This window comes from Paenibacillus tyrphae (assembly GCF_027925525.1).
GTDB classification, from domain to species: domain Bacteria; phylum Bacillota; class Bacilli; order Paenibacillales; family NBRC-103111; genus Paenibacillus_G; species Paenibacillus_G tyrfis_B.
Genome location: NZ_BSDJ01000049.1, coordinates 13,788 through 33,935 on the forward strand (window position 1 = coordinate 13,788; position 20,148 = coordinate 33,935).

The 20,148-nt window shown below is 55.1% G+C and carries 20 protein-coding genes; 8 read left to right on the plus strand and 12 right to left on the minus strand.

The window, feature by feature from the left end; translation table 11 throughout:
• The first annotated feature begins 45 nt into the window (after positions 1-45).
• Entirely contained in the window at positions 46-339 is a 294-nt protein-coding gene (locus tag QMG93_RS33455; protein ID WP_281944247.1) for a rhodanese-like domain-containing protein, read from the plus strand.
• Here the strand turns inward: QMG93_RS33455 and QMG93_RS33460 are convergent.
• A complete protein-coding gene (locus QMG93_RS33460) occupies positions 336-851 on the minus strand; it encodes a shikimate kinase (protein WP_281944248.1) in 516 nt (171 codons plus the stop codon). The genes QMG93_RS33455 and QMG93_RS33460 overlap by 4 nt on opposite strands.
• A gap of 165 nt (positions 852-1,016) precedes the next feature.
• Between QMG93_RS33460 and QMG93_RS33465 the strand changes: the two genes are divergently transcribed.
• Complete coding sequence (locus QMG93_RS33465; RefSeq protein ID WP_281944249.1) at positions 1,017-1,358, plus strand: hypothetical protein; 342 nt, start codon at positions 1,017-1,019, stop codon at positions 1,356-1,358.
• Between the two features lie 4 nt (positions 1,359-1,362).
• Here the strand turns inward: QMG93_RS33465 and gndA are convergent, their stop codons facing one another.
• From gndA to QMG93_RS33495, 6 genes are all read right to left on the minus strand, one after another.
• The gene (gene gndA, locus QMG93_RS33470; RefSeq protein ID WP_281944250.1) at positions 1,363-2,775 is read right to left on the minus strand and encodes an NADP-dependent phosphogluconate dehydrogenase; all 1,413 of its coding nucleotides are present in this window, start codon (positions 2,773-2,775) and stop codon (positions 1,363-1,365) included.
• Between the two features lie 220 nt (positions 2,776-2,995).
• Complete coding sequence (locus QMG93_RS33475) at positions 2,996-3,763, minus strand: SDR family oxidoreductase (protein WP_281944251.1); 768 nt, start codon at positions 3,761-3,763, stop codon at positions 2,996-2,998.
• 13 nt (positions 3,764-3,776) lie between these two features.
• Positions 3,777-5,336 (minus strand): gluconokinase, encoded by a 1,560-nt coding sequence (gene gntK, locus QMG93_RS33480; RefSeq protein ID WP_281944252.1) that lies wholly within the window; start codon positions 5,334-5,336, stop codon positions 3,777-3,779.
• Complete coding sequence (locus QMG93_RS33485; protein WP_281944253.1) at positions 5,337-6,605, minus strand: lactate racemase domain-containing protein; 1,269 nt, start codon at positions 6,603-6,605, stop codon at positions 5,337-5,339.
• A gap of 22 nt (positions 6,606-6,627) precedes the next feature.
• Complete coding sequence (locus QMG93_RS33490) at positions 6,628-7,626, minus strand: LacI family DNA-binding transcriptional regulator (RefSeq protein ID WP_281944254.1); 999 nt, start codon at positions 7,624-7,626, stop codon at positions 6,628-6,630.
• Positions 7,627-7,916: 290 nt separating this feature from the next.
• Positions 7,917-9,113 carry an MFS transporter gene (locus tag QMG93_RS33495; protein ID WP_281944255.1) on the minus strand — a complete coding sequence of 399 codons (1,197 nt, stop codon included), beginning with the start codon at positions 9,111-9,113 and terminating at the stop codon, positions 7,917-7,919.
• Between the two features lie 293 nt (positions 9,114-9,406).
• Between QMG93_RS33495 and QMG93_RS33500 the strand changes: the two genes are divergently transcribed.
• Positions 9,407-10,006, plus strand: a complete 600-nt coding sequence (locus tag QMG93_RS33500) for a TetR/AcrR family transcriptional regulator (RefSeq protein ID WP_281944269.1) — start codon at positions 9,407-9,409, stop codon at positions 10,004-10,006.
• 102 nt (positions 10,007-10,108) lie between these two features.
• Here the strand turns inward: QMG93_RS33500 and QMG93_RS33505 are convergent, their stop codons facing one another.
• The 4 genes from QMG93_RS33505 to QMG93_RS33520 all read right to left on the minus strand — a co-directional run bounded on the left by QMG93_RS33505 (position 10,109) and on the right by QMG93_RS33520 (position 14,269).
• On the minus strand, positions 10,109-10,705 hold the full coding sequence (locus tag QMG93_RS33505; protein ID WP_281944256.1) for a hypothetical protein: 597 nt from the start codon (positions 10,703-10,705) through the stop codon (positions 10,109-10,111).
• 308 nt (positions 10,706-11,013) lie between these two features.
• Positions 11,014-12,153, minus strand: a complete 1,140-nt coding sequence (locus QMG93_RS33510) for an ABC transporter permease (protein WP_281944257.1) — start codon at positions 12,151-12,153, stop codon at positions 11,014-11,016.
• Positions 12,146-13,321, minus strand: coding sequence for an ABC transporter permease (locus QMG93_RS33515; protein WP_281944258.1), 1,176 nt, complete (start codon positions 13,319-13,321; stop codon positions 12,146-12,148). The genes QMG93_RS33510 and QMG93_RS33515 overlap by 8 nt, the downstream gene beginning before the upstream one ends.
• A gap of 12 nt (positions 13,322-13,333) precedes the next feature.
• Entirely contained in the window at positions 13,334-14,269 is a 936-nt protein-coding gene (locus QMG93_RS33520; protein WP_281944259.1) for an ABC transporter ATP-binding protein, read from the minus strand.
• 149 nt (positions 14,270-14,418) lie between these two features.
• Here QMG93_RS33520 and QMG93_RS33525 point away from each other — a divergent pair, with 149 nt between their 5' ends.
• Both QMG93_RS33525 and QMG93_RS33530 read left to right on the plus strand, forming a co-directional pair.
• The gene (locus tag QMG93_RS33525) at positions 14,419-15,549 is read left to right on the plus strand and encodes a sensor histidine kinase (protein WP_281944260.1); all 1,131 of its coding nucleotides are present in this window, start codon (positions 14,419-14,421) and stop codon (positions 15,547-15,549) included.
• Between the two features lie 48 nt (positions 15,550-15,597).
• Positions 15,598-16,290 carry a response regulator transcription factor gene (locus tag QMG93_RS33530; protein ID WP_281944261.1) on the plus strand — a complete coding sequence of 231 codons (693 nt, stop codon included), beginning with the start codon at positions 15,598-15,600 and terminating at the stop codon, positions 16,288-16,290.
• Here QMG93_RS33530 and QMG93_RS33535 read toward each other — a convergent pair.
• Positions 16,287-17,201 (minus strand): stalk domain-containing protein, encoded by a 915-nt coding sequence (locus QMG93_RS33535; RefSeq protein ID WP_281944262.1) that lies wholly within the window; start codon positions 17,199-17,201, stop codon positions 16,287-16,289. The genes QMG93_RS33530 and QMG93_RS33535 overlap by 4 nt on opposite strands.
• 182 nt (positions 17,202-17,383) lie before the next feature.
• On the opposite strand from QMG93_RS33535, the gene QMG93_RS33540 reads away from it, so the two are divergent.
• The 3 genes from QMG93_RS33540 to QMG93_RS33550 are packed head-to-tail and all read left to right on the plus strand — an operon-like array spanning position 17,384 to position 20,034.
• Positions 17,384-18,223, plus strand: a complete 840-nt coding sequence (locus tag QMG93_RS33540) for an ABC transporter ATP-binding protein (protein ID WP_281944263.1) — start codon at positions 17,384-17,386, stop codon at positions 18,221-18,223.
• A complete protein-coding gene (locus QMG93_RS33545; RefSeq protein WP_063177657.1) occupies positions 18,156-18,920 on the plus strand; it encodes an ABC transporter permease in 765 nt (254 codons plus the stop codon). The genes QMG93_RS33540 and QMG93_RS33545 overlap by 68 nt, the downstream gene beginning before the upstream one ends.
• A 58-nt stretch (positions 18,921-18,978) precedes the next feature.
• Positions 18,979-20,034: an ABC transporter substrate-binding protein gene (locus QMG93_RS33550; RefSeq protein WP_281944264.1), complete on the plus strand. Its 1,056-nt coding sequence runs from the start codon at positions 18,979-18,981 to the stop codon at positions 20,032-20,034.
• Positions 20,035-20,148 lie beyond the last annotated feature (114 nt).

Consider the following 20,148-nt stretch of genomic DNA (forward strand, 5'->3'; position numbering starts at 1 on the left):
TGAAGGCAAGTCGGCCGCAAGCCGAACGAGAAGGAGGCTGTATTGATGCATACGATTACCCCGCAAGAAGTCAAGCAACGGCTTGAAAACGGCGAAAAGCTTACCATCATCGACGTGCGCGAACCGGATGAAGTCGCGCTCGGCATGATTCCGGGAGCCAAGCATATTCCGTTGATGGAAATCCCTCAGCGTCTTGGCGAAATCCCGCAGCAGAGCGAAACGATTCTCGTCTGCCGCAGTGGCAATCGCAGCGGGCGGGCGCTTGAATATTTGGAAGCCCAAGGCTTCACCGGACTTGTCAACATGACCGGCGGCATGCTGGAGTGGGAGCAGCTTTAAGCCCGCTCCCGCTCCAAGCGGCTGCAGATCTCGTCGACGATCTGCCCGACGGTCTTGCCGTCCGTATCTACATGGAGATCCGCAAAATCGTACGCGTGCTTGCGGCTCTCCATAATGTGGCGTACGCGGTCTTCGACTCCGCCTTGCAGCAACGGACGGTTTTGATCGGAACGAACCCGCTCGATGATCGTTTCGGCGGACGCCTTCAGCGCGACAACTAGACCGCTGCGCTTCATGAGTATCCGGTTGTGCTCTGCCAGAACGGCCCCGCCTCCGGTCGCCACCACTTGATGCCGACCTTGCAGCGTCCGTTCGATCGTTTCGCTTTCCGCTTTGCGGAAGAAGGGCTCTCCGAGCTCCGCAAACATTCGGGTAATGCTCATTCCCTGTTCCCGCTCAATGGCAGCGTCCGTATCCTCGTACACCCAGTTCAACCTCGAAGCGAGCGCTTGTCCGACGGAGGATTTGCCGGTTCCCATCATACCGACCAACACGATGTTACGGTATTCCACTTCCCTGCACCTCTAACTTTCGCATCATTCAACTGACCCTATCATATCATAGCCGACACCGTGTGAATAGAAAGTTTGACAAAATCATAAGATGGTTGTGAATAAATTCCAGCCAGATCAGTCATGATGTCTAATGCATATTTCCCGAAGGGAGAACACGGTCATATGACGCAAGGCGCTCTACCGCAACCCAGCGCAGCCGGTCCCGACTGGACCGAGCACAAGCTGGAACAAATCATGGATCCCACACGACCCTTATGCCGAGAAGAAATCGTCTGGATGCTGGAGTATATTAAAAAAAAGGTGGCCGAGGAAGACCCGAACTTGACGGATCTTTCCCAGCCACGGCTGCTTAAAAACTTCAGATATTTTGCCGAAATCGCTTTGATGCTCATTCAGCGGCGGGGCGGCCACGATATGGAGGCCGACCGGCTCAAGAACTGGCTGTTCGAAGCATCCTTCGGTCTGCATCCGGTTAAGCCGGACCGCATCAAAAGGCACCTGTAGCCGCTTAGTTTTCCATCCAGTGGAAGTGGAAGGTGCCTTCTTTGTCAACCCGTTTGAAGGTATGCGCGCCGAAATAATCGCGCTGCGCTTGCAGCAGGTTGGCCGGCAAACGCTCGGTCCGGTAGCTGTCGTAGTAAGCCAGCGCGGAAGCGAAGGCCGGAACCGGCACGCCGCGGGTGATTGCCGTTGCGACGACGTTTCTCCAAGCGTCTTGGTACTGCTCCACGATGCCCTTGAAGTATTCGTCAAGCAGCAGGTTTCTAAGCTCCGGATTGCGATCGTATGCATCCTTGATGTTCTGCAGGAAACGGGCGCGGATAATGCAGCCGCCGCGGAAAATCATCGCAATGCTGCCGTAGTCCAGGCTCCAGTTGTATTCCTCGCTCGCCGCTCTCATTTGGGCGAAGCCCTGCGCGTAAGAGCAAATTTTGCTCGCATACAGCGCCTTCCGTACCGCTTCGATAAACGCCGCGCGGTCGCCGTCGAATGCCGCTTGCTTCGGTCCGTTCAGCACTTTGCTGGCGGCAACGCGCTCTTCTTTCATGGCCGAGATGAAGCGGGAGAAGACGGATTCGGTAATGATGGACAGCGGAACGCCAAGATCAAGCGCGCTTTGGCTTGTCCATTTGCCCGTGCCCTTTTGACCGGCGGAATCGAGAATGACATCGACCATCGGCTTGCCCGTTTCCTGATCGTATTTGGTAAAAATGTCGGTTGTGATTTCAATCAGGTAGCTGTCCAGCTCGCCCTTGTTCCAGTCGGCGAAAATTTCGTGAAGCTCCTGTGTGCTGACGCCAAGCACGTCTTTGAGCAGATGGTACGCTTCGCAGATGAGCTGCATGTCGCCATACTCAATGCCGTTATGTACCATCTTGACGTAATGGCCGGCGCCGTCCGGTCCGATGTAGGTGCAGCAAGGATCGCCGTTCACTTTGGCCGAAATGGCCGTCAGAATCGGAGCGACCAGCTCGTAGGCGTCCTTTTGCCCGCCCGGCATGATCGCAGGGCCTTTCAGAGCGCCTTCCTCGCCGCCGGATACGCCCGTCCCGATAAAGCGGAGGCCGTGCGCTTCCAACTCTTTGTTGCGGCGCTGGGTGTCCGGGAAAAATGCGTTGCCGCCGTCGACGATAATGTCGCCTTTTTCCATATGAGGAACCAACTGGTTAATCGTGTCGTCCGTCGCATGGCCCGCTTGCACCATGATTAAAATTTTGCGAGGCGTTTCGAGCGAAGCTACGAATTCCTCGATGCTGTATGTACCGACCAGATTCTTGCCTTGCGCTTCAGCGAGCAGCGCATCCGTTTTCTCCCGCGAACGGTTGAAGACGGACACCGTGAAGCCTCTGCTTTCGATGTTCAGAGCCAGGTTTTTCCCCATGACCGCAAGACCGATAACGCCGACTTGTTGTTTGGACATTGTGGTTTCTCTTCCTTCCTTTTTTCTATTTTAATTTTGACGATTTAGAGGTTTGGAACTTTTCCCAAGAGACGGAGGTCAGAATATCCATCGGAGAGCCTGCGTGTCGCCTTTGAAAATGGATTCTTACCGCAAGGTAAGTTCAAGGAAGCCATTCTCAAGAGCGACCGGTGATGGATATTGCTGCACCGAAGTCGGTTTGGGAGCTGGTCCTTCCCGCTTAAATCGTCATCGCTCCGAAGCCCCCGTCCACCCGCAGCACTGTGCCGGTGACGAAACTCGAAGCTTTCTCCGAAGCCAGATACACGGCTGCGCCCTGAAGCTCTTCCGCTTCGCCGAAACGGTTCATCGGCGTATGACGCATGATCGATTCGACACGCTCGGGAGACAAAATTTTGCGGTTTTGCTCAGCCGGGAAGAAGCCCGGAATGATGGCATTGACACGCACGCGCGCCGGAGCGAATTCGCGCGCCAGAAATTGGGTGACGTTGTTCACCGCCGCTTTGGAAGCGGAGTACGTGAACACTTTGGACAGCGGTGGGTCCGAAGATACGGAGGAGATGTTAATGATGCTGCCCCCTTCGCCCTTGTCCACCATATGCTTCCCAAAAATTTGACACGCCAACACGACGCTTTTGAGATTCACTTCCATAATCGAATCCCATTCGTCCATCGTAATGTCAAAAAACGGCGTCGCGCTGTTTTTGCCCGGACAGTTCATCAAAATATCGCAGCGCCCCGTCCATGCAAGCACTTCGGACAGCACCCGCTTCAAGTCCTCGGCATTCGTCGCATCCGCCGAAAAGCACTTGGCCCGTCCGCCGGCCGCTTCGATCCGCTTCGCAACTTCTTCGGATTTCTCCATATTGCGCGCGACCACCGCGACATCGGCCCCGTGTCCGCCAAGCGCAATCCCCATCGTGCCGCCTAAGGTGCTGTTGCCTCCGATGATAACTGCCGTTTTTCCCGATAAATCGAATAAGTTCATGGCCTGCTGCCCCCTAAGATTTCGTGTGAATCTGTTGAAAGGCGGCGATGGCATCAAACTCATCCTTCAACTGATGGTACACACGATTATAAATTTTTGTCAACTGTTGATATACTTCATGGTTCGGCTCGCTTGCGCGAAGCGACTGATCCACCTGCATCCAATCGTGAACGCTGGAGAAATCGTTAATCTCGCCGAGCGCCAGCATGCCGAGCTGCGCGGCCCCGAGGCCGGAGCTTTCGATCGTATTCGGCACGGCGACGTTCGCATTCAGTACGTCGGCCATCATCTGAAGCCAGAACGAAGAGCGGGCAAAGCCGCCGGAGGCACGCACCTCCCGGGTCGGGCCGCTGAGCTCCTCCAGCGCGGAAACGACCGAATGAATCCGGTACATGACGCCCTCCAGCACCGCCCGGATCATATGTTTCTTCTGATGATAGAGTGACAACCCGAAAAATACGCCGCGTGCGTTCGCGTTCCAGTACGGCGCCCGCTCGCCGGCAAGCAGCGGCAGGAAGATGAGTCCGTCCGAGCCTGCAGCCACCTCGCGGGCCAAAGACGTCAAATAGTCGTACGGGTCCATGCCCAGACGACGCCCTTCCTCCGCTTCCGCCGTCGCAAGCTGATCGCGCACCCAGCGGAACATGATGCCGCCGTTGTTGATCGCGCCGCCAACCACCCAGAAATCTTCCTTGAGCGCATAGCAGAACAGCCGGCCCTTCGGATCGGTTAGCGGCTCTCGCACGACGCCGCGGACAGCGCCGCTCGTCCCGATCGTCACCGCGTAAACGCCCGGCTCGAACGCGCCGACGCCGAGGTTGGCCAGCACACCGTCGGACGCGCCTACGACAAAAGGTGTATCCGCCGCGAGCCCCATCGAGGCTGCATCCCCGGAGGTCAGCCCTTGCAGCACGTGCGTGGTCGATACGGGCTCCGACAACTGCTCGGGCCGGACGCCGCAGGCTTCAAGCGCCTGCTTATCCCACGCCAGCTCCCGCAGGTTGAACAGCCCGGTGCAGCTTGCCAGCGAGTAATCGATCACAAGCTTGCCGAACAGCTTGCCGAACACGTATTCTTTGATGCCGATGAACTTATACGCCTGCTCGAACAGGTGCGGCCGATTGTCCCTGAACCACATCAGCTTCAGCAAAGGCGACATCGGATGAATCGGAGTGCCCGTGTTCCGGTAAATGTCATGGCCGTTCAACTCTTCCTTTAGCACTTTGACGTAGCCTACGCTGCGGTTGTCCGCCCACGTGATGCAGCGCGTCAGCGGAGTCAAATCGCGGTCCACCGCGATCAGGCTGTGCATCGCCGAGCTAAACGAGACGCACAGCACTTGTCCCGGCAAAATGGCCGCTTTGCGGACGACTTCGCGAATGGCGGTAAGAACCGCTTGAAAAATTTCTTCCGGGTCCTGCTCGGCCCTGTCCGGTTTGGGTGTGTAAAGCGGATACTCCACCGCATGGGACGCAAGCACGCGTCCGCTCCGGTCGATCACCAGCGTCTTGGTGCTTGTCGTGCCGATATCCGCGGCGATAATGTAAGGCTTGGGTACAGACAAACCACTCATTTATACCAGATTCCCTTCGCTGTTGAATGGCAGATCGTACGGTTCGGTCAAAATCACGATATCCGGATGAAGCTTCGCTTCCTCGAGCAGATTGACCGAAATCTCGATTTCGCCCAAATGCAGTGTATCTCGTATACGCACTAGCCGGCATTGGGTATAATCCAAAATATTGCAGGTTTTGACCGCGGCTTTGATGGCGTACAGGTCGTTCTCAAGCGTCGTTGCGATTTTGGTCGGAGCGCATACGGTGGAAGTCAGCCCGTTGGCGTAAGTCGCGGCTAAATCCATCTTGTCGACCAGCCGCTGCGTCGTGAAATCGGCCGTGCCGACGCCGTTGGCGTTGCCTTTCGTCTCTGGCGTCGTGTCGAGCACGACCATCTTGGACACGTCGGGGCCGCCATGTGCGTACGGCGTCGGATAACGGCCGGTAATGTTCGGGTCCATGCCGTCGCCGCTGATGTTTTTGCCGATGTAATCGATGACCAGGACGTCGATTTGATCGAACAAAATTTTCGGCAGCCGCGCCTTGGCGATCTCAAGCAGCACCATCTCGCGTTCCTCCACCTGAGCTGCTGGCAGCACTTCGACGATGCACGTTTCGTCGTATGCATTTTCCACCAGCGCCACGCCGAACAGGATCGGCAGCTTTTCGATCATAATCCGCGCCATGGCCGGCACGTTTTCCGCCATATATTTGAAGCCGAGCTGGTGGCACGCTTCCGCTCCTTTTTGCTTGCCGAGTCCGATGGAAATCATTTTCATAATGCCGCTTTCGATTTTGCCACGGAAGGCGGTGTGCGGCTTCACCCGATTGATGACGACGATGGCGTCGGCCTCATACGCGTATTTATCGACGTAAACCGGGAGCCCGTTCGGCAGCTGGTCAATTTGCACGACCTCCATCGTCGAGCGGATCTCCACTCCCATCGCTTCTTCCGTAACGCCGAGATGGTGCAGCACTTCCTTCTGCCCTTCGGCGGTCGCGCCTCCGTGGCTGCCCATGCAGGGAACGATGAACGGATGGCCGCCTGCCCGTTTGATCGCATCGATCGTCGTCCGGGTGAAGGCGGCGATGTTCGCCACGCCGCGGCTGCCTACCGCCACGGCCACCTGCTGGCCGGGCTTGATCCGGTCGATGGTGCCGGGCTTCGCCAGCTCACGCTCCAAATCCTCGGTCGGGCGCTCCAGCCGGGTTCCGTCGAATTTTTGACGGATGCGGACCATTTGCGGAATCGGGATGTCTTGCAGAAGCGTTCTAAGTACGCTCATGTTACTTGCCTCCCCAAACGAATTAGATGGATTTGACGGAGTCGCGAATGACCAGCTCCGTATGGAATAGAACGAGCGACTTTTCCGAATGCTTCGTCTCGATGAACTTCAGGAGCGTCTCCGCCCCAGCCCGGCTCAGCTCTTCGATCGGTCTGCGAACCGTGGTCAGCGCAGGCGACATGAAAGCCGAGAACAGATGGTCGTCGAAGCCCGCCACCGATATGTCTTCCGGCACCGACAATCCCCGCTCCGTCACGGCTTTCACCGCGCCGAGCGCCATATCGTCGTTGCAGCAAAAGACGGCGGTCGGCCGGTCGGGCAGCTCCAGCAGCTTGCTCATGGCCGCGTGACCGCTTTCCAGATCGTAATTGCCGCTGGCGTAATACGCTTCCGGCACGGAGATCCCGTGCTCGCGGAGCGCCTCGCGATACCCGTCGCGGCGGGCTTGCGTCGATTTGAACCCCTGCTTCCCCTCGATGATCGCAATATGGCGGTGTCCCTGCTGCACCAAGTACTCCGTAAGCCGATAAGCGCCGCTCTGGTCGTCCGGGACGAAGTTCATCACTTGGACGCTCTCGACGGGACGGTTCAGCACCACAAGCGGAATCTCTTTGTCCGAAGCATATTCGATGAACGACTGGTCGCTTTCACTTTGGCTCATGACGATGATGCCGTCGAAGTTTTTACGGTTCACTTTATGAAAACTCTTGTAATCGTCAATCCCCCGCACGATCAAGTTGTAATCGTCTTTAATGACGTCGTTCACACCCTTGATGGCTTCGTACAAAAATCCGGCGGAGGTACCGGTATGCAGGGTTGTAAAAAACAGCCCTAAATTGTATGATCGATCCAGCACCAAGCTTCGCGCGCTGTAATTCGGAGTATAGTTCATGCTTCCTGCAATCGCTTTGATGCGCTCTTTCGTTTCCGGGTTGATCAGCGGGCTGTCATTCAATGCCCGGGAAACGGTCGTATGCGACACGCCGGCCAGTTTGGCGATGTCTTTGATCGTAACACTCATGGGACCACCTCCCACTCATCATAACATAGAAATGCACACGTTAACAATGCTATTTTCATGCGCATATTCAACACAAAACGGACTTTTGTACAATGTATGAAATCGATGAATCTCTTTTGTAGTCAAATGAGGTTATAGAGGTAACGTTGGGAGTTGGGGTATCCACTTCCGTTTGCATCTCTATTTTTGTAAAACCACTTTCTCAACAAGCTCAAGCCGACCAAATGGCCGGCTTATTTAATGAAATAGATTTAATCCTGATCGTTTTTCGATGACAGAAATAATCGATTCTACTTCTTCTCCGTAGCAAGATAAAGCATGGCCGCGACCGGAAAAGCTATTCCGATCCATAACACCGTACTCCATCCCCCTGAGGCATACGCCCATCCCCCAATTGAGGAACCGATAGCTCCGCCGAAAAAGAAAATAGCCATGAAAAGCCCGTTTAGACGACTGCGAATTTCCGGTCCCAAGGAAAAGATCGCGCGTTGGCCAAACACCAGATTTGCGGATACTCCCGCGTCCAACAATATGGCTGAAATGACCAGAACGGCGATTCTGACGGGCGAACCGGTTTGGATCATGAGCGGCAACAGTACAGAAATGACGACCGTAGCGAGCGCTATCCATGTTCCGGAACGCGTCCAGCCGCGATCGGCCAACCGTCCGGCGACGGGGGCCGCTATCGCACCCGCGACTCCGGCAAGAGCGAACAACGCAATGGCTTTCTGTGAAAAATGAAAAACTGGGCCGGATAACAATAATGGAACGGTCGTCCAAAATAAGCTGAATGTCGCAAACACACACGCATGATACGCAGCGCGGCGGCGCAAAACCGGGGTCGTTCGCAGCAAGTGCCACATCGAACCAAGTAGAGCCGCATAGTGTGCGTTTGTCGTCGGCCTTCTTGCAGGCAGCACTTTCAACAGAACGACCGCCAAAATAACAACCGCTGCGGCAGACAAAGCGAATATGGCATGCCAGCCAAAGAAATCGGCTACCAGACTGGACACAGGACGCGATAGCATGATTCCAAGCAACAAACCGCTCATGATATTGCCGACAACACGGCCGCGTGTCGTTTCTGTTGCCAGATAGGAAGCAAAAGGGACAAGTACTTGGGTTGCAACCGAACCCAACCCGATAAAAAGGGACGCAACCAGGAAAAGCAACGGCTGTTTCGCCATAGCGGCAGCTGCAAGGGCTACTGCTGTAAGAAGTAACGATACGACGATCAGCCTGCGATTTTCAACGATATCTCCCAAAGGCACGATGAATAACAAGCCGACAACGTAACCAATCTGCGTTAGCGTGACGATAAAGCCGGCACTGCTTTCGGAGAGTCCGATGGAAGAACTAATTAACCCGATTAAGGGCTGTGCATAGTAAAGATTAGCGACGATGATACCGCATGCCGTCGCCAGAAGAATGGTTAACCATTTCGGAATATTTTTCTCGACGGCTTGTTTGTTTTTTAAAGTAGTCATCTTAGGCAACTCCTTATTATTAAAATAAAATGCTCAACAATCCCTACACAAACCCGACTAACAATCAACCGGCGACTATGATTCGAAGCAGCTTTTTCCTTGTGTTAGTGCTTATTCCCCTCCTAATTGTTTTATTAAATACTGAACGTATAGTTTACTAAATCGATAATGAAATAATATACTGAACGTTCAGTTTTGTAAATAGGCAGTTTCAATTTTTCTTTTTTATCCATAATCGTTATACTGAACGTATAGTTTATATTTCCGTTGAAGACGTGAAATTTACGAAAGGGATGATTACAGTGCACGGCAAAAGAGGTCGGCCGCGTAATGTCGAAACTCAAAAGTCTATCCTTTCCGCTTCCTACGAATTATTGCTGGAAAATGGCTTTGCAGCGGTCACAGTTGACAAAATTGCAGATCGCGCCAAAGTCAGCAAAGCCACGATTTATAAATGGTGGCCTAACAAAGCTGCCGTTGTTATGGACGGGTTTCTTTTTGCCGCCTCGGCAAGGTTACCCGTGCCTGATACGGGCTCGACCTTGAACGATATTCTCATTCACGCTACGAATGTAACCCGATTTTTGACAAGTCGGGAGGGGACCATCATTACGGAGTTATTGGGCGAAGGGCAGTTTGATCCCGGATTGGCTGAAGCCTATCGGACCCGGTATTTCCAGCCCCGCCGGCGTGAGGCCAGTCAGCTTCTGGAAAAAGGGATTCGTCGCGGGGAATTGAAAAAAAATCTCGATATCGGATTATGCATCGATCTCCTTTACGGGCCGATTTTCTATCGCTTGCTTGTGACAGGCGAAAAACTGGACGATGCCTATGTGCAGCAATTGGTAATGAACGCATTTGAAGGAATTCGTGCGACCCCGCCCATTTTATAACACGTTAAAAAGGCCTGTGCTCCTAACCTCGCACAGGCCGTTCAGCGGCTGTTCGCTGCGCTGCGGTACGTTCCGCCAACGCCTTTCCTCAGCCAGATGATATTACATTTCGAGCAGCAGCATCTCATGCCGCAGTTCCATCAGCCTCTCCTTACATCGTTCGACCGCTTCCCGGTCTCCCTCTTCAAGCGCATCATGCAGCGTAGCCAGCTCGTAATCCAGCTCCAGCCGCAGCACCGGAATCCGTTCGTCCGGTCGTCTGGACCGGAACGCCTGCATCATTTCTTCCACCGTGACCACTGGTTCCTTTTGGAATAACACCTTATGTTCCACCCCCGAAATTTCAACCATACGGATGATTTCGCCGAACATGATGTTTTCAATCAGAATCTGCCGGTCTTTGAAGCGCTTTACTACCGCGTGACCTCGGGTATCGCCGATCATCTTTTCCATCAGCTCCGCCAGCTTTTCGTCTTTGAAGGAATAATTGCCCACGATTTTATACCGCTCGCCAATCCGCTGAAACCGCAGCTTTACCAGCTTGCGGCCGGTACGGATCGAGACGATAAACTGTTGGTCACTCTCGTTCCAATAGAGCGAGTAGCCTTCTTGAATGAGTGTTTTGATGAAGTTACGGATTAGCAGACGGTCAAACCGTAACTCAAGGTTGCAGTATTCCACTTCATGACTCTTGCTCACGGCAATCCCCTCCTTGATGATATCTTGCTTAATGAACAGCGACGTCTTCTGGTTCGGTCCGTGCTGCTGCCGGCGTGTGTATTGGCGTGAACGCTAGTCGAACAGGCCTATCTCTTTGATAGAATTTTCTGACTATTCTGTTTCTTAGTTCTATCTTATTATGAATCATATGATTTAGCAACTTGGATTATTGATTTTTTTAACGTTTTTTGAACCTATTTTTTTGTGGCCGATGTGCGTCCTGAACGAAAAACGCCTCCGCTCCAAGGCGAAGACGTCTTAACGTATATTCGATTGCCTCCCGCCACTCAGCCGGCTTCCGTTTCGCCCGGCTTCATCACGACGGAGCCGATGCCGAGTAGCACCAGAGCGAACAGTCCCAGCACGCCCAGATGCATGGCGATATCCCCTAGCCCTTGACCGGAGCCGAGCCTGCGAATGGCTTCGATCGCCCAGGTTTGCGGCACGAAATTGGCCAGCTTCTGCATAAACTCGGGCATGATCGAAACCGGCCAGAAGCAGCCGCCCAGCATGCAGGTCGGTGCCGATACCATCGAGTTGATCGCGCCGATATTCTCGCTGTTGCGGATCAATCCGGCCACCGCGCTGCCGATACCGATGACCGCCAGCAGGAAGCATTCCATCACAAGCAGATGCTGCATGAAAGGCAGCCCGTACGAAAAGTTCATCGCATACCGGGTAAACGCCAGCACGAGCACGATTTGCAGCGTGCCTACCGCGAAGCTCCCGAGGAAGTTGCCAAGCATAATTTCGTAGGCGCGGACGGGAGCCGCAAACATTCGACTCATCGTTTTTTTCTTCCGGTCTTCGACCATAAAGGAGACGGAGCTGTTGACCAGCCCCATCAGGAACATCAACAGGATGCCTGTTGCGAGGCCGAGCGCCGGACTGGCGTACCAGCCGTAATCGGTGCGCGTCGCGCGAACCTGATGCTTCTCCAGCTGCTCCAGCACGAGATTCAGCCGGTCGCCGGCCTGACCCGAAGCGTCCAGCGCGCGCATTGCCGTGCTCACCTGGCGGCTCGTTTGGTCCAAGCTCATCCGCAGCGTGAAGGACGCCTCGCTCATGGACAGCTCCAGCAGCTCCACATGTATGCCCCTGCCTTCCTCCAACCCTTCGGAGAAGCCCGTGGGAACGATGAAAGCAGCATCCGCCTTATGCTCGATCACCGCCGTTCGCATCGCGTCGGGTGTTGCCGCAGCGGAAAGCCGATAGCGGCCGGTATGCTCAAGCTCCCGCAAAATATGCCTGCCTACCGGCCCTTCGTCCGCATTGATATAAAGGACGGATGCCTTCTCGTCCTGCTTCGCGGCAAAGCCGATAATGAGCGACACGACCAAGGCCGGCGACACGATAAACAACAGAAAGCCTCTCCGGGTTCCGATCGTCCTCTTGATTAAATTGACGGCAATAAACAAACTATTCACGGTATCCCACCTTCCGGTACGCCGCGAAGGCAACGGCCGCCAGCGCGGCGGCGATCGCAGCCAAAACCGTAACATGATGCAGCACGAGCTGCGGTTTTCCATCCAGCATCATCTGCAGGATGCTTTGCATGGCCCAATGACTGACTGTCAATTGCCCGATCCGCTCAAGCGCCCCTAACTGCGGATCAAAGCCCCCGCTTAAAAAGGTCATCAGCATAATGACGATCTGGAACGCCATCGTCACCGACTTGATGTTGCGGCAGTACAGCGAGCTCAGCATCGACAGCGCCATCGAAGCCAGCGTAACGGCCAGACATACCGCAAGTAGGATGACCGGACGATTTCCCCAGTCGACGCCATACGCATAGTGCGTCACACCGATGACGACACCCGCCTGAGTCAAGGTCAGAAGGCTGTTCCCGAGCATTTTGCCGAATATAATCTGATTCATCGTAACCGGCATGGAGCCAAGTCTGAACAGCGTGTGACCTTCACGCTCGTTTATCAGGCTGATAGATGCCGTCATCCCGGCATACAGCATGAACATGACGAGCATTGAGACGGCATAATATTGAAGCGCCGTATATTCCTTGCCCTCGTTTCCCAGCCTGCCTGTCGTAACGAAAGATTCCGAAATGCCGGCATAAACGGATGCATCCGCCAGCTGAGTCATTACGGCCTGCGGCCCCAAAGTCAATGCGGCAGCCTGCATGCTGTTCGCGTAAGCGAGATAGCTTTCCAGCGCCGTCTCGGCGATCAGGTTCTGTCCCCGGTCTTTGCCTGCAATCAGCTCCCACGAAGCCGGCTTGCCCTGCAGCAAAGCTTCCCCGAATCCCTCTGGCACGATCAGCCCGTATTCGGCTCTTCCCTCTTGAAGCGCACGCACCGCTTCGTCGCGGCTGGACAATTCCTGCGGCTGGAGAATTTCCTTCGTCCTTGCATTGTCCAAATACGCTTTAAGCGGCTCGCTCCACCGGCTTGGATCCTGATTCACCACGGCGACCTTCACGGGTGTGATCTTGACATCCTCCGCCTTAAACTCCTTGGAGAGCGCTGCGCCCAGAATTAAGATCAGAATCAGCGGCAGCAAGAACAAAACGAGCATCACCACTTTGTTGCGGCTTAACCGCAGAAGCTCGTAACCGGCTACGGTCCATAAAATGCGCATGCTCTCCGCCCCCTAATCCCGAAGCGTCCGCCCCGTCAACGACAGGAACAGCGCCTCCAGGTCCGGCTCCACGCGGCTCAGCGATTGAATGACGACCTGATGCTTCGATAAAATATATAAAATGTCCTGCAGCGAATTGGGCGAGGTCGGCAAATAAATTTCAAGCGTCCGGTCGTTTATCGCCACTTGCTGAATGCGCGGATGGGCCTTTAGCTCGGATACGGCCTCTTCCTTGACCTCCGCGACTTTGATGAGCAGCTTCTCGTCCGAGGAGACAAGCGCCCGCAAATCCTCCTGTGTGCCGCAGGCGATCAAATGACCGTGATCGATAATCCCGACCCGCGTACTGATTGCAGCAACCTCTTCCATATAATGGCTCGTATAAATGATCGTCGAGCCCATCTGATTCAGCTGACGGACCGAATCGAGGATATGATTGCGGGATTGCGGGTCGATCCCGACCGTCGGCTCGTCCATAATGATTAGCTTCGGCCGGTGCATAATCGCGCACGCGATGTTCAGGCGCCGCTTCATCCCTCCCGAATAAGCGCCGGGTTTTTCGCCCTGACGATCCGACAGCCCTACGAATTCCAGCGCTTGCTGCACCCGCTCGCGCAGCAGGTCTCCCCGCAGACCATACAGCTTGCCGAAAAACGTAACGTTTTCGCGGGCCGTCAAGTTTTCATAAATCGCGAGCTCCTGCGGCACGAGTCCGATCCTCCGCTTGATCTCAAGCGGACTGGCGGTAACGGAAATGCCATCGATCCGCATTTCCCCTTGATCGATTTTGAGCAGCCCGCAGAGCATTTTGATCGTGGTGCTTTTCCCGGCTCCGTTCGGTCCGAGCAGACCGAATACTTCCCCCTGCCGGATGCTTAGATTCAAATGATCTACGGAAATGTTGCCGTCGTACCGTTTGACGACATCCTTGATTTCGATAAATGACACGTGAGCCCGCTCCTTGTAAGGTGATCTGCTTTGATTGTATTGTATCGCCCTTCGTGACGCAAAACAGGTAGCTTTCGTCATTTATTGGGAATGACGAAAGTCACGCCGGCCCGCCTTATGATATAATCGCATATGGAGGCGCATAAGGGATGCTATTACTGCTGCGATACGCACTGATTCTTTTTCCCGCCGTCAGTACGGCTTATATGCTGCCGCTCGAACAAAGCGGACAGCTCGCTTTCTACACGCTGGTCCTGCTTGCCATTGCGGAAATAAGCCGTTCGTGGCTGCCGAGGCGGGCGCAGAACCTGGCGGCTGCGGCCGAAATGCTGTTCGTCACCTGGCTCAGCCTGCAAATGGAAGGGATGATGTTCGCCTGTCATTATTCCACGTTGACGGCTTATATGCTGAAGGAGCGCTCGGGACTCCGCTGGTTTTTGCTTGCGCTGCAGGCTATGCTGTTGAACGTTTCGCTGACCTCCCATCCCGACATGGAGCTGAAGCTTACGGCGAATCTGCTGCTGGCCACCGGCGCGCTGCTGCTGTACGGCTGGGCGGAAACCGGCGACCGGAAGAGGGAGCTGGAGCAAGTGTACGACGAATTGCGAAGCAAAGCCTACGAGCTCGATGCCGCCCGCCGAAGGCTTGTCGAATACGCGGGCAAGGTGGAGCAGTTGGCACAGACAGAGGAGCGGACCCGGATCTCGCATGAAATTCACGACGATCTCGGACATAAGCTGATCCGGCTGAAAATGATGCTGGAAGCGATCATCCGGATTTCGCCCGGGCAGCCGGAGAAAGGCATGGAGATGACCCGGATCGTCCGGGATCAGCTGACGGAAGCGATGGAGACGCTGCGGCGGACGGTCCGGCGGATGAAGCCGCCGGCGGAGGAGGGACAGAGCTTCTCGCTCAAACGGCTGATCGAGGACTTCGCAGCCGACCCGCAGCTTCAAATTCGCTGCGAAATCGCCGGCATGCCGCGCCCGCTCTATCCGAGTCTTGAAATCGTGCTTTACCGGAATGCGCAAGAAGCCGTGACCAATGCCCTTCGTCACGGGCAGGCTACCGAGGTGCTTATCGAGCTGAGCTTCGAGGAGTCCAACGTTTCCATGACCGTTTCCAACAACGGGACGCTGCCGGATTCGGCCGCTATGGGCAGGGGACTCGGTCTCAGCGGCATGGAGGAACGGACGCGGCTTGTAGGCGGAGAGCTCCTCATTCAAACCGACGGCCGGTTCGTCGTCACGACCCTCGTGCCGACGCCCGGTGCGCAATAAGAGACACCGACGAAAGATTCCAACCATGAGGAGGCGGGTAATGCTGCCATGATTCGAGTATTGATTGTTGATGACGACCCGTTTATCCGCGAAAGCATGAAAATGATTTTGGAGCTGGACCCGGAACTACGCGTAGTCGGAGCGTGCGGTGACGGAAACGAAGCCCACCGTTTTTTTACCGACGGACAAACCGCCGATGTCGTGCTGATGGATATTCGAATGCCTAACTGCTCCGGGGTCGAAGGCACGCTAAGCATCAAGCAGACATCACCCGATACCCGCGTGCTCATTCTGACGACCTTCGACGACGACGATTATATCGTCGAGGCGCTGCGCAACGGCGCAAGCGGCTACCTGCTCAAGAATATCCCGCCGGACCGGATCGTGCAAGGCATTAAAACGGTTCACCAAGGCAACTGGCTCATCCATCCGGATATCGCCCGCAAGCTGACGGGCTGGATTCATCCCCAGTCTCCCGCGCAAGTGCAAGCGGAGGCGGCCTTGGAACAAGTGACGCTAAGCCGCAAGGACCCGTTTGCCAGGTTCGAATCGTACGGCCTCACCCCTACGGAGAAGCAGGTCGTCGAGAAAATCGCAGAAGGGCTGTCCAATAAAGAAATCGCCCAGGAATTGTTCCTGAGCGAAGGGACGATCAAAAATTACATATCGGAGATTTTGAGCAAGCTCGGCCTGAGAGACCGGACGCAAATTGCCATTCTCTATTGGAAACACGAAGATTAACGAGTGCCCCGTTTGTTGGCTTCCTCCTGCAAATCTATGCGGTCGACCATGTTGACGATATAGCTGAGCTCGGAGGAAGCGTTGTTTTTAGTCAGCTTCACACGCCCCAGCACAAAACGTTTGACCACGCCTCCGTTCGGCGGCGGAGGGCTGTTCGGAGCAACGGGCAGTTGCACGGTTTCGTGGAACAAGTAATCGTACTCATCCTCTTCCTCGCGCTTGTCGATAATGACCGCTTTTTGGTAAAACACCATTTCTCCATACTTGAGCATCTGCGAATTTTTGATGTACGTCCGCAGCGCATCGATCTTTTTCGGGCTGACTTCCCCGTTGATGATGTAATTGTCACCTTTGGTGGAATACACCTGCTCCGGGTTTTGCCGCCAGCGCTTCTTCAGCTCCTGCTCATTGATGTACACCACGCCGGTCAGGCGCTCCCGCGCTTTCTTCAAGCCGCTCGTATCGATACCCATCCGTTTGACGTCAATTTCCCGGTAGTACGGGACATAGGCGGACATGTTCTTCTTGTTGTACGTCAGAAGCATCGGATACTCGGCCCCAAGGTATTTGAGCGTAATCGAGTACGGGTCGGACAGCTCGATCGATTCGTACTCCTGATTCGAATCCTCCGGCTTCTGCTCGGGATTGATCCGGCTGTTGATGTAGATCGTCTTCGTATCTTCTCTCCAGAGCAGGTTAGCGCCAAGCAGCCGGGTCAGATCGGCCAGCGGCAGGTAGCTCTTGTCCCTGTACACCAGCGGCGATTCCGACAGCTTGACGGATTCCCCGTCCAGCACGAGGTTGAAATCGGGACGCAGGTAAGCGTCAACCCGCTGCAAAACGTCCTCGGCGTAAACGCCGGCGGCGAACGCTCCGCTAATGATCGCGGCCAGCACCGCGACTCGCTTCATTCGCTTCATTCACACCCATACCTTTCTATATAAATAGGAAAAATGTGGTCTTCCTCTACCATTCGACAAAAGACCGCGAAATCCTGCAAAATTTGTAGTTGACAATACACCCAATTCCTATAAAATAAGTTGGTATAGTTGATTATGCATTTTCTCATGTCTCTTCGAGGAGAGTGAACCCATTGATTGAAATCAAAGACGTCAGCAAGACGTTCCATCAGCGTACCGGCGGCAGCTTTACCGCCATTGACAACGTTTCCCTGACGATCCGCAAGGGCGAATTCGTCTCGCTGCTCGGCCCGTCGGGATGCGGCAAATCCACGCTGCTCAATCTGGTCGCCGGCCTGGAGCAAGCCGAGCAGGGAACTATTACGGTGAACGGCAAGCCCTGCAGTGCGCCCGGACCCGACCGCGTCGTCGTCTTTCAGGAGCATGCTTTGTTCCCTTGGCTGACGGTGCTGGATAACGTCGCGTTCGGACTAAAGCAAAAAGGCATCGGCAAAAAGGACCGCGAAGCGATGGCGATGGAGCAGATCAAAGCGGTGCATTTGAGCAAATTCGCGGACCGCTACCCGCATGAGCTGTCGGGCGGCATGAAGCAAAGGGCAGCCATTGCCCGGGCACTGGCGATGGACCCGGAAATTTTGCTGATGGATGAGCCTTTTGCGGCACTGGACGAACAGACCCGGCTCATTTTGCACAAGGAGCTTGAAGAAATTTGGATGCGGACGCGCAAAACGATCCTCTTCATTACGCATAACATCCGCGAAGCCGTCATCTTGTCGGACCGCGTGCTGGTCATGTCGACCCGCCCCGGGAAGATCAAGAAGGAATTCGCCGTTCAGGCGGCGCGTCCCCGCGATTACGCCGACTCCGTCCTGCATCACGTGGAAGCCAGCATTATGGATGCGCTGGCCGACGAGCTGGAAAAAGTGGTAAAGGAGGAGATGGGCGATGAGTACAGCATTAAGAAGGGGCCTCTTCCTGGTTCTGCTCTTGATAGCGTGGGAAGCGGGATTTAGAATATTCGACTGGGGCTGGAAGTTCCCTTCCGTCACCCAGACGTTTCAAGCGTTCTACGACGGATTCGTCCACGGCCAGCTGCTTGAAGCGACGTTTCAAAGCCTGACGCGGCTTCTGCTCGCTTTTGCCATTTCGATTGTGGTCGGCACGGTGCTCGGCTTCCTGTTCGCCCGGTACCGCTTAATCGACGACACGATCGGCTTTCTGGTCGTGGCGCTGCAGACGATTCCGAGTATCGCTTGGCTGCCTTTTGCTATCATCTGGTTCGGAATGAACGATTTCTCGGTAATCTTCATCACCACGCTGGGCGCCACATGGACGATGGCGATGGCCAGCCGGACGGGGATCAAAAATATCCCTTCCATATATATCAAGGCCGCGCAAACGATGGGAACCGGCGACGGCATGCGTATGTTTTACCAAATCATGGTCCCCGCCGCGTTCCCGCACATGATTACCGGCGTTCGCGTCGCCTGGGCCTTTGCCTGGCGGGCGCTTGTCGCGGGCGAGCTGATCGCCAAGGGCGTCGGGCTCGGACAGCTGCTGCAGGACGGCCGCAATCTGGCGGATACGGCGCTTATGCTCTGCATCGTGATCATCATTGCCGTGCTCGGCACGGTGTCCGACCATTTTTGCTTCAAGCGGCTTGAGGATAAACTATTACTGCGCTACGGCCTGATCAGCGGCAAAAAATAACCAATCGGGGGCAACACGGCCGAACGGCCGGTGTTAAACAAAGGAGAGAAACGGTACGATGAAAAAGTGGTCTACACTATTGGCGGTCGTTCTGACTGCATCGCTTGCGCTTTCCGCCTGCGGAAGCAAAACGGAAGCGCCGAAAGACGGAGCCGCCGGAGCGAACAAACCGGCCGCGGCGAAAACGGTACGGCTCGGCATCTTCAAGAACGTTACTCATGCACCGGGCTATGTCGCACTGGAGCAAGGCTTGTTCAAGAAATATTGGGGCGAGAACGTCAAGATCGAGGTGACGCCGTTCGACAACGGGTCCGACTTCTCCACCGCGCTGGCTACGGATCAGATCGACCTCGGCTTCGTCGGTCCCGGCCCTTCGACGAACCAGTTCCTGAAAAGCAAAAACTTCCGCGTCATTTCCGGTTCGAATAACGGAGGCGCCGTGCTTGTAGCCGGCAAAGATTCCGGCATCAACAGCGTCAAGGATTTGGTCGGCAAAACCGTCGCCATCCCGACGAAAGGCAGCACGAACGAAATTTCGCTCCGCCTGCTGCTGAAGCAGAACAATCTGAACGTGACGACCGACAAGAGCGGCGTGCAGCTGATTGCCCGGGCTCCGGCGGATACGCTCGTAGCGATGCGCCAGAAAGAAATCGACGCGACGCTCATTCCCGAGCCGTGGGCCACGCAGATGGAACAAGAAGGCATCGGCAAAGTGATCGTGCCGTGGGATCAAATTCCGCCGAACAACGGCAATTATCCGCTCACGATTCTCGTTGCCGGCGACAAGTTTCTGAAAGACAACCGTGAGCTGGCAAAGGGAGCCATTCAGGCCAATGCAGACGCGATTGATTTTATCAAGAAAAATCCGGACAAAGCGTATGAACTGATCAACAACCAGTTGAAGGCGCTCAGCGGAAAAGGAATGGATGTCGCTTTGATTAAAGCGGCGATCTCCCACTTGAATCTGACAACGGACGTCAGCAAGGAAGCGATCGAAGAAATGGCCCGCGTCTCCATCGAGGCCGGATACATCAAGGACGTGAAGAAAGAGGAGCTGGATCTGAGCAAATTCCTCGATCTCTCGCTTTTGAACGAAGTGAAGCAGGGCAAATAAGTCACAAACTGCGCAGCAGCGCATAAAAAACAGGCAGGAGCCGTTAGCGGCTTCTGCCTGTTTTTTGCATTTGCGGCTGGCTAAGCCGGGTGCTGGCCCGGTGCCCCTCCCCGC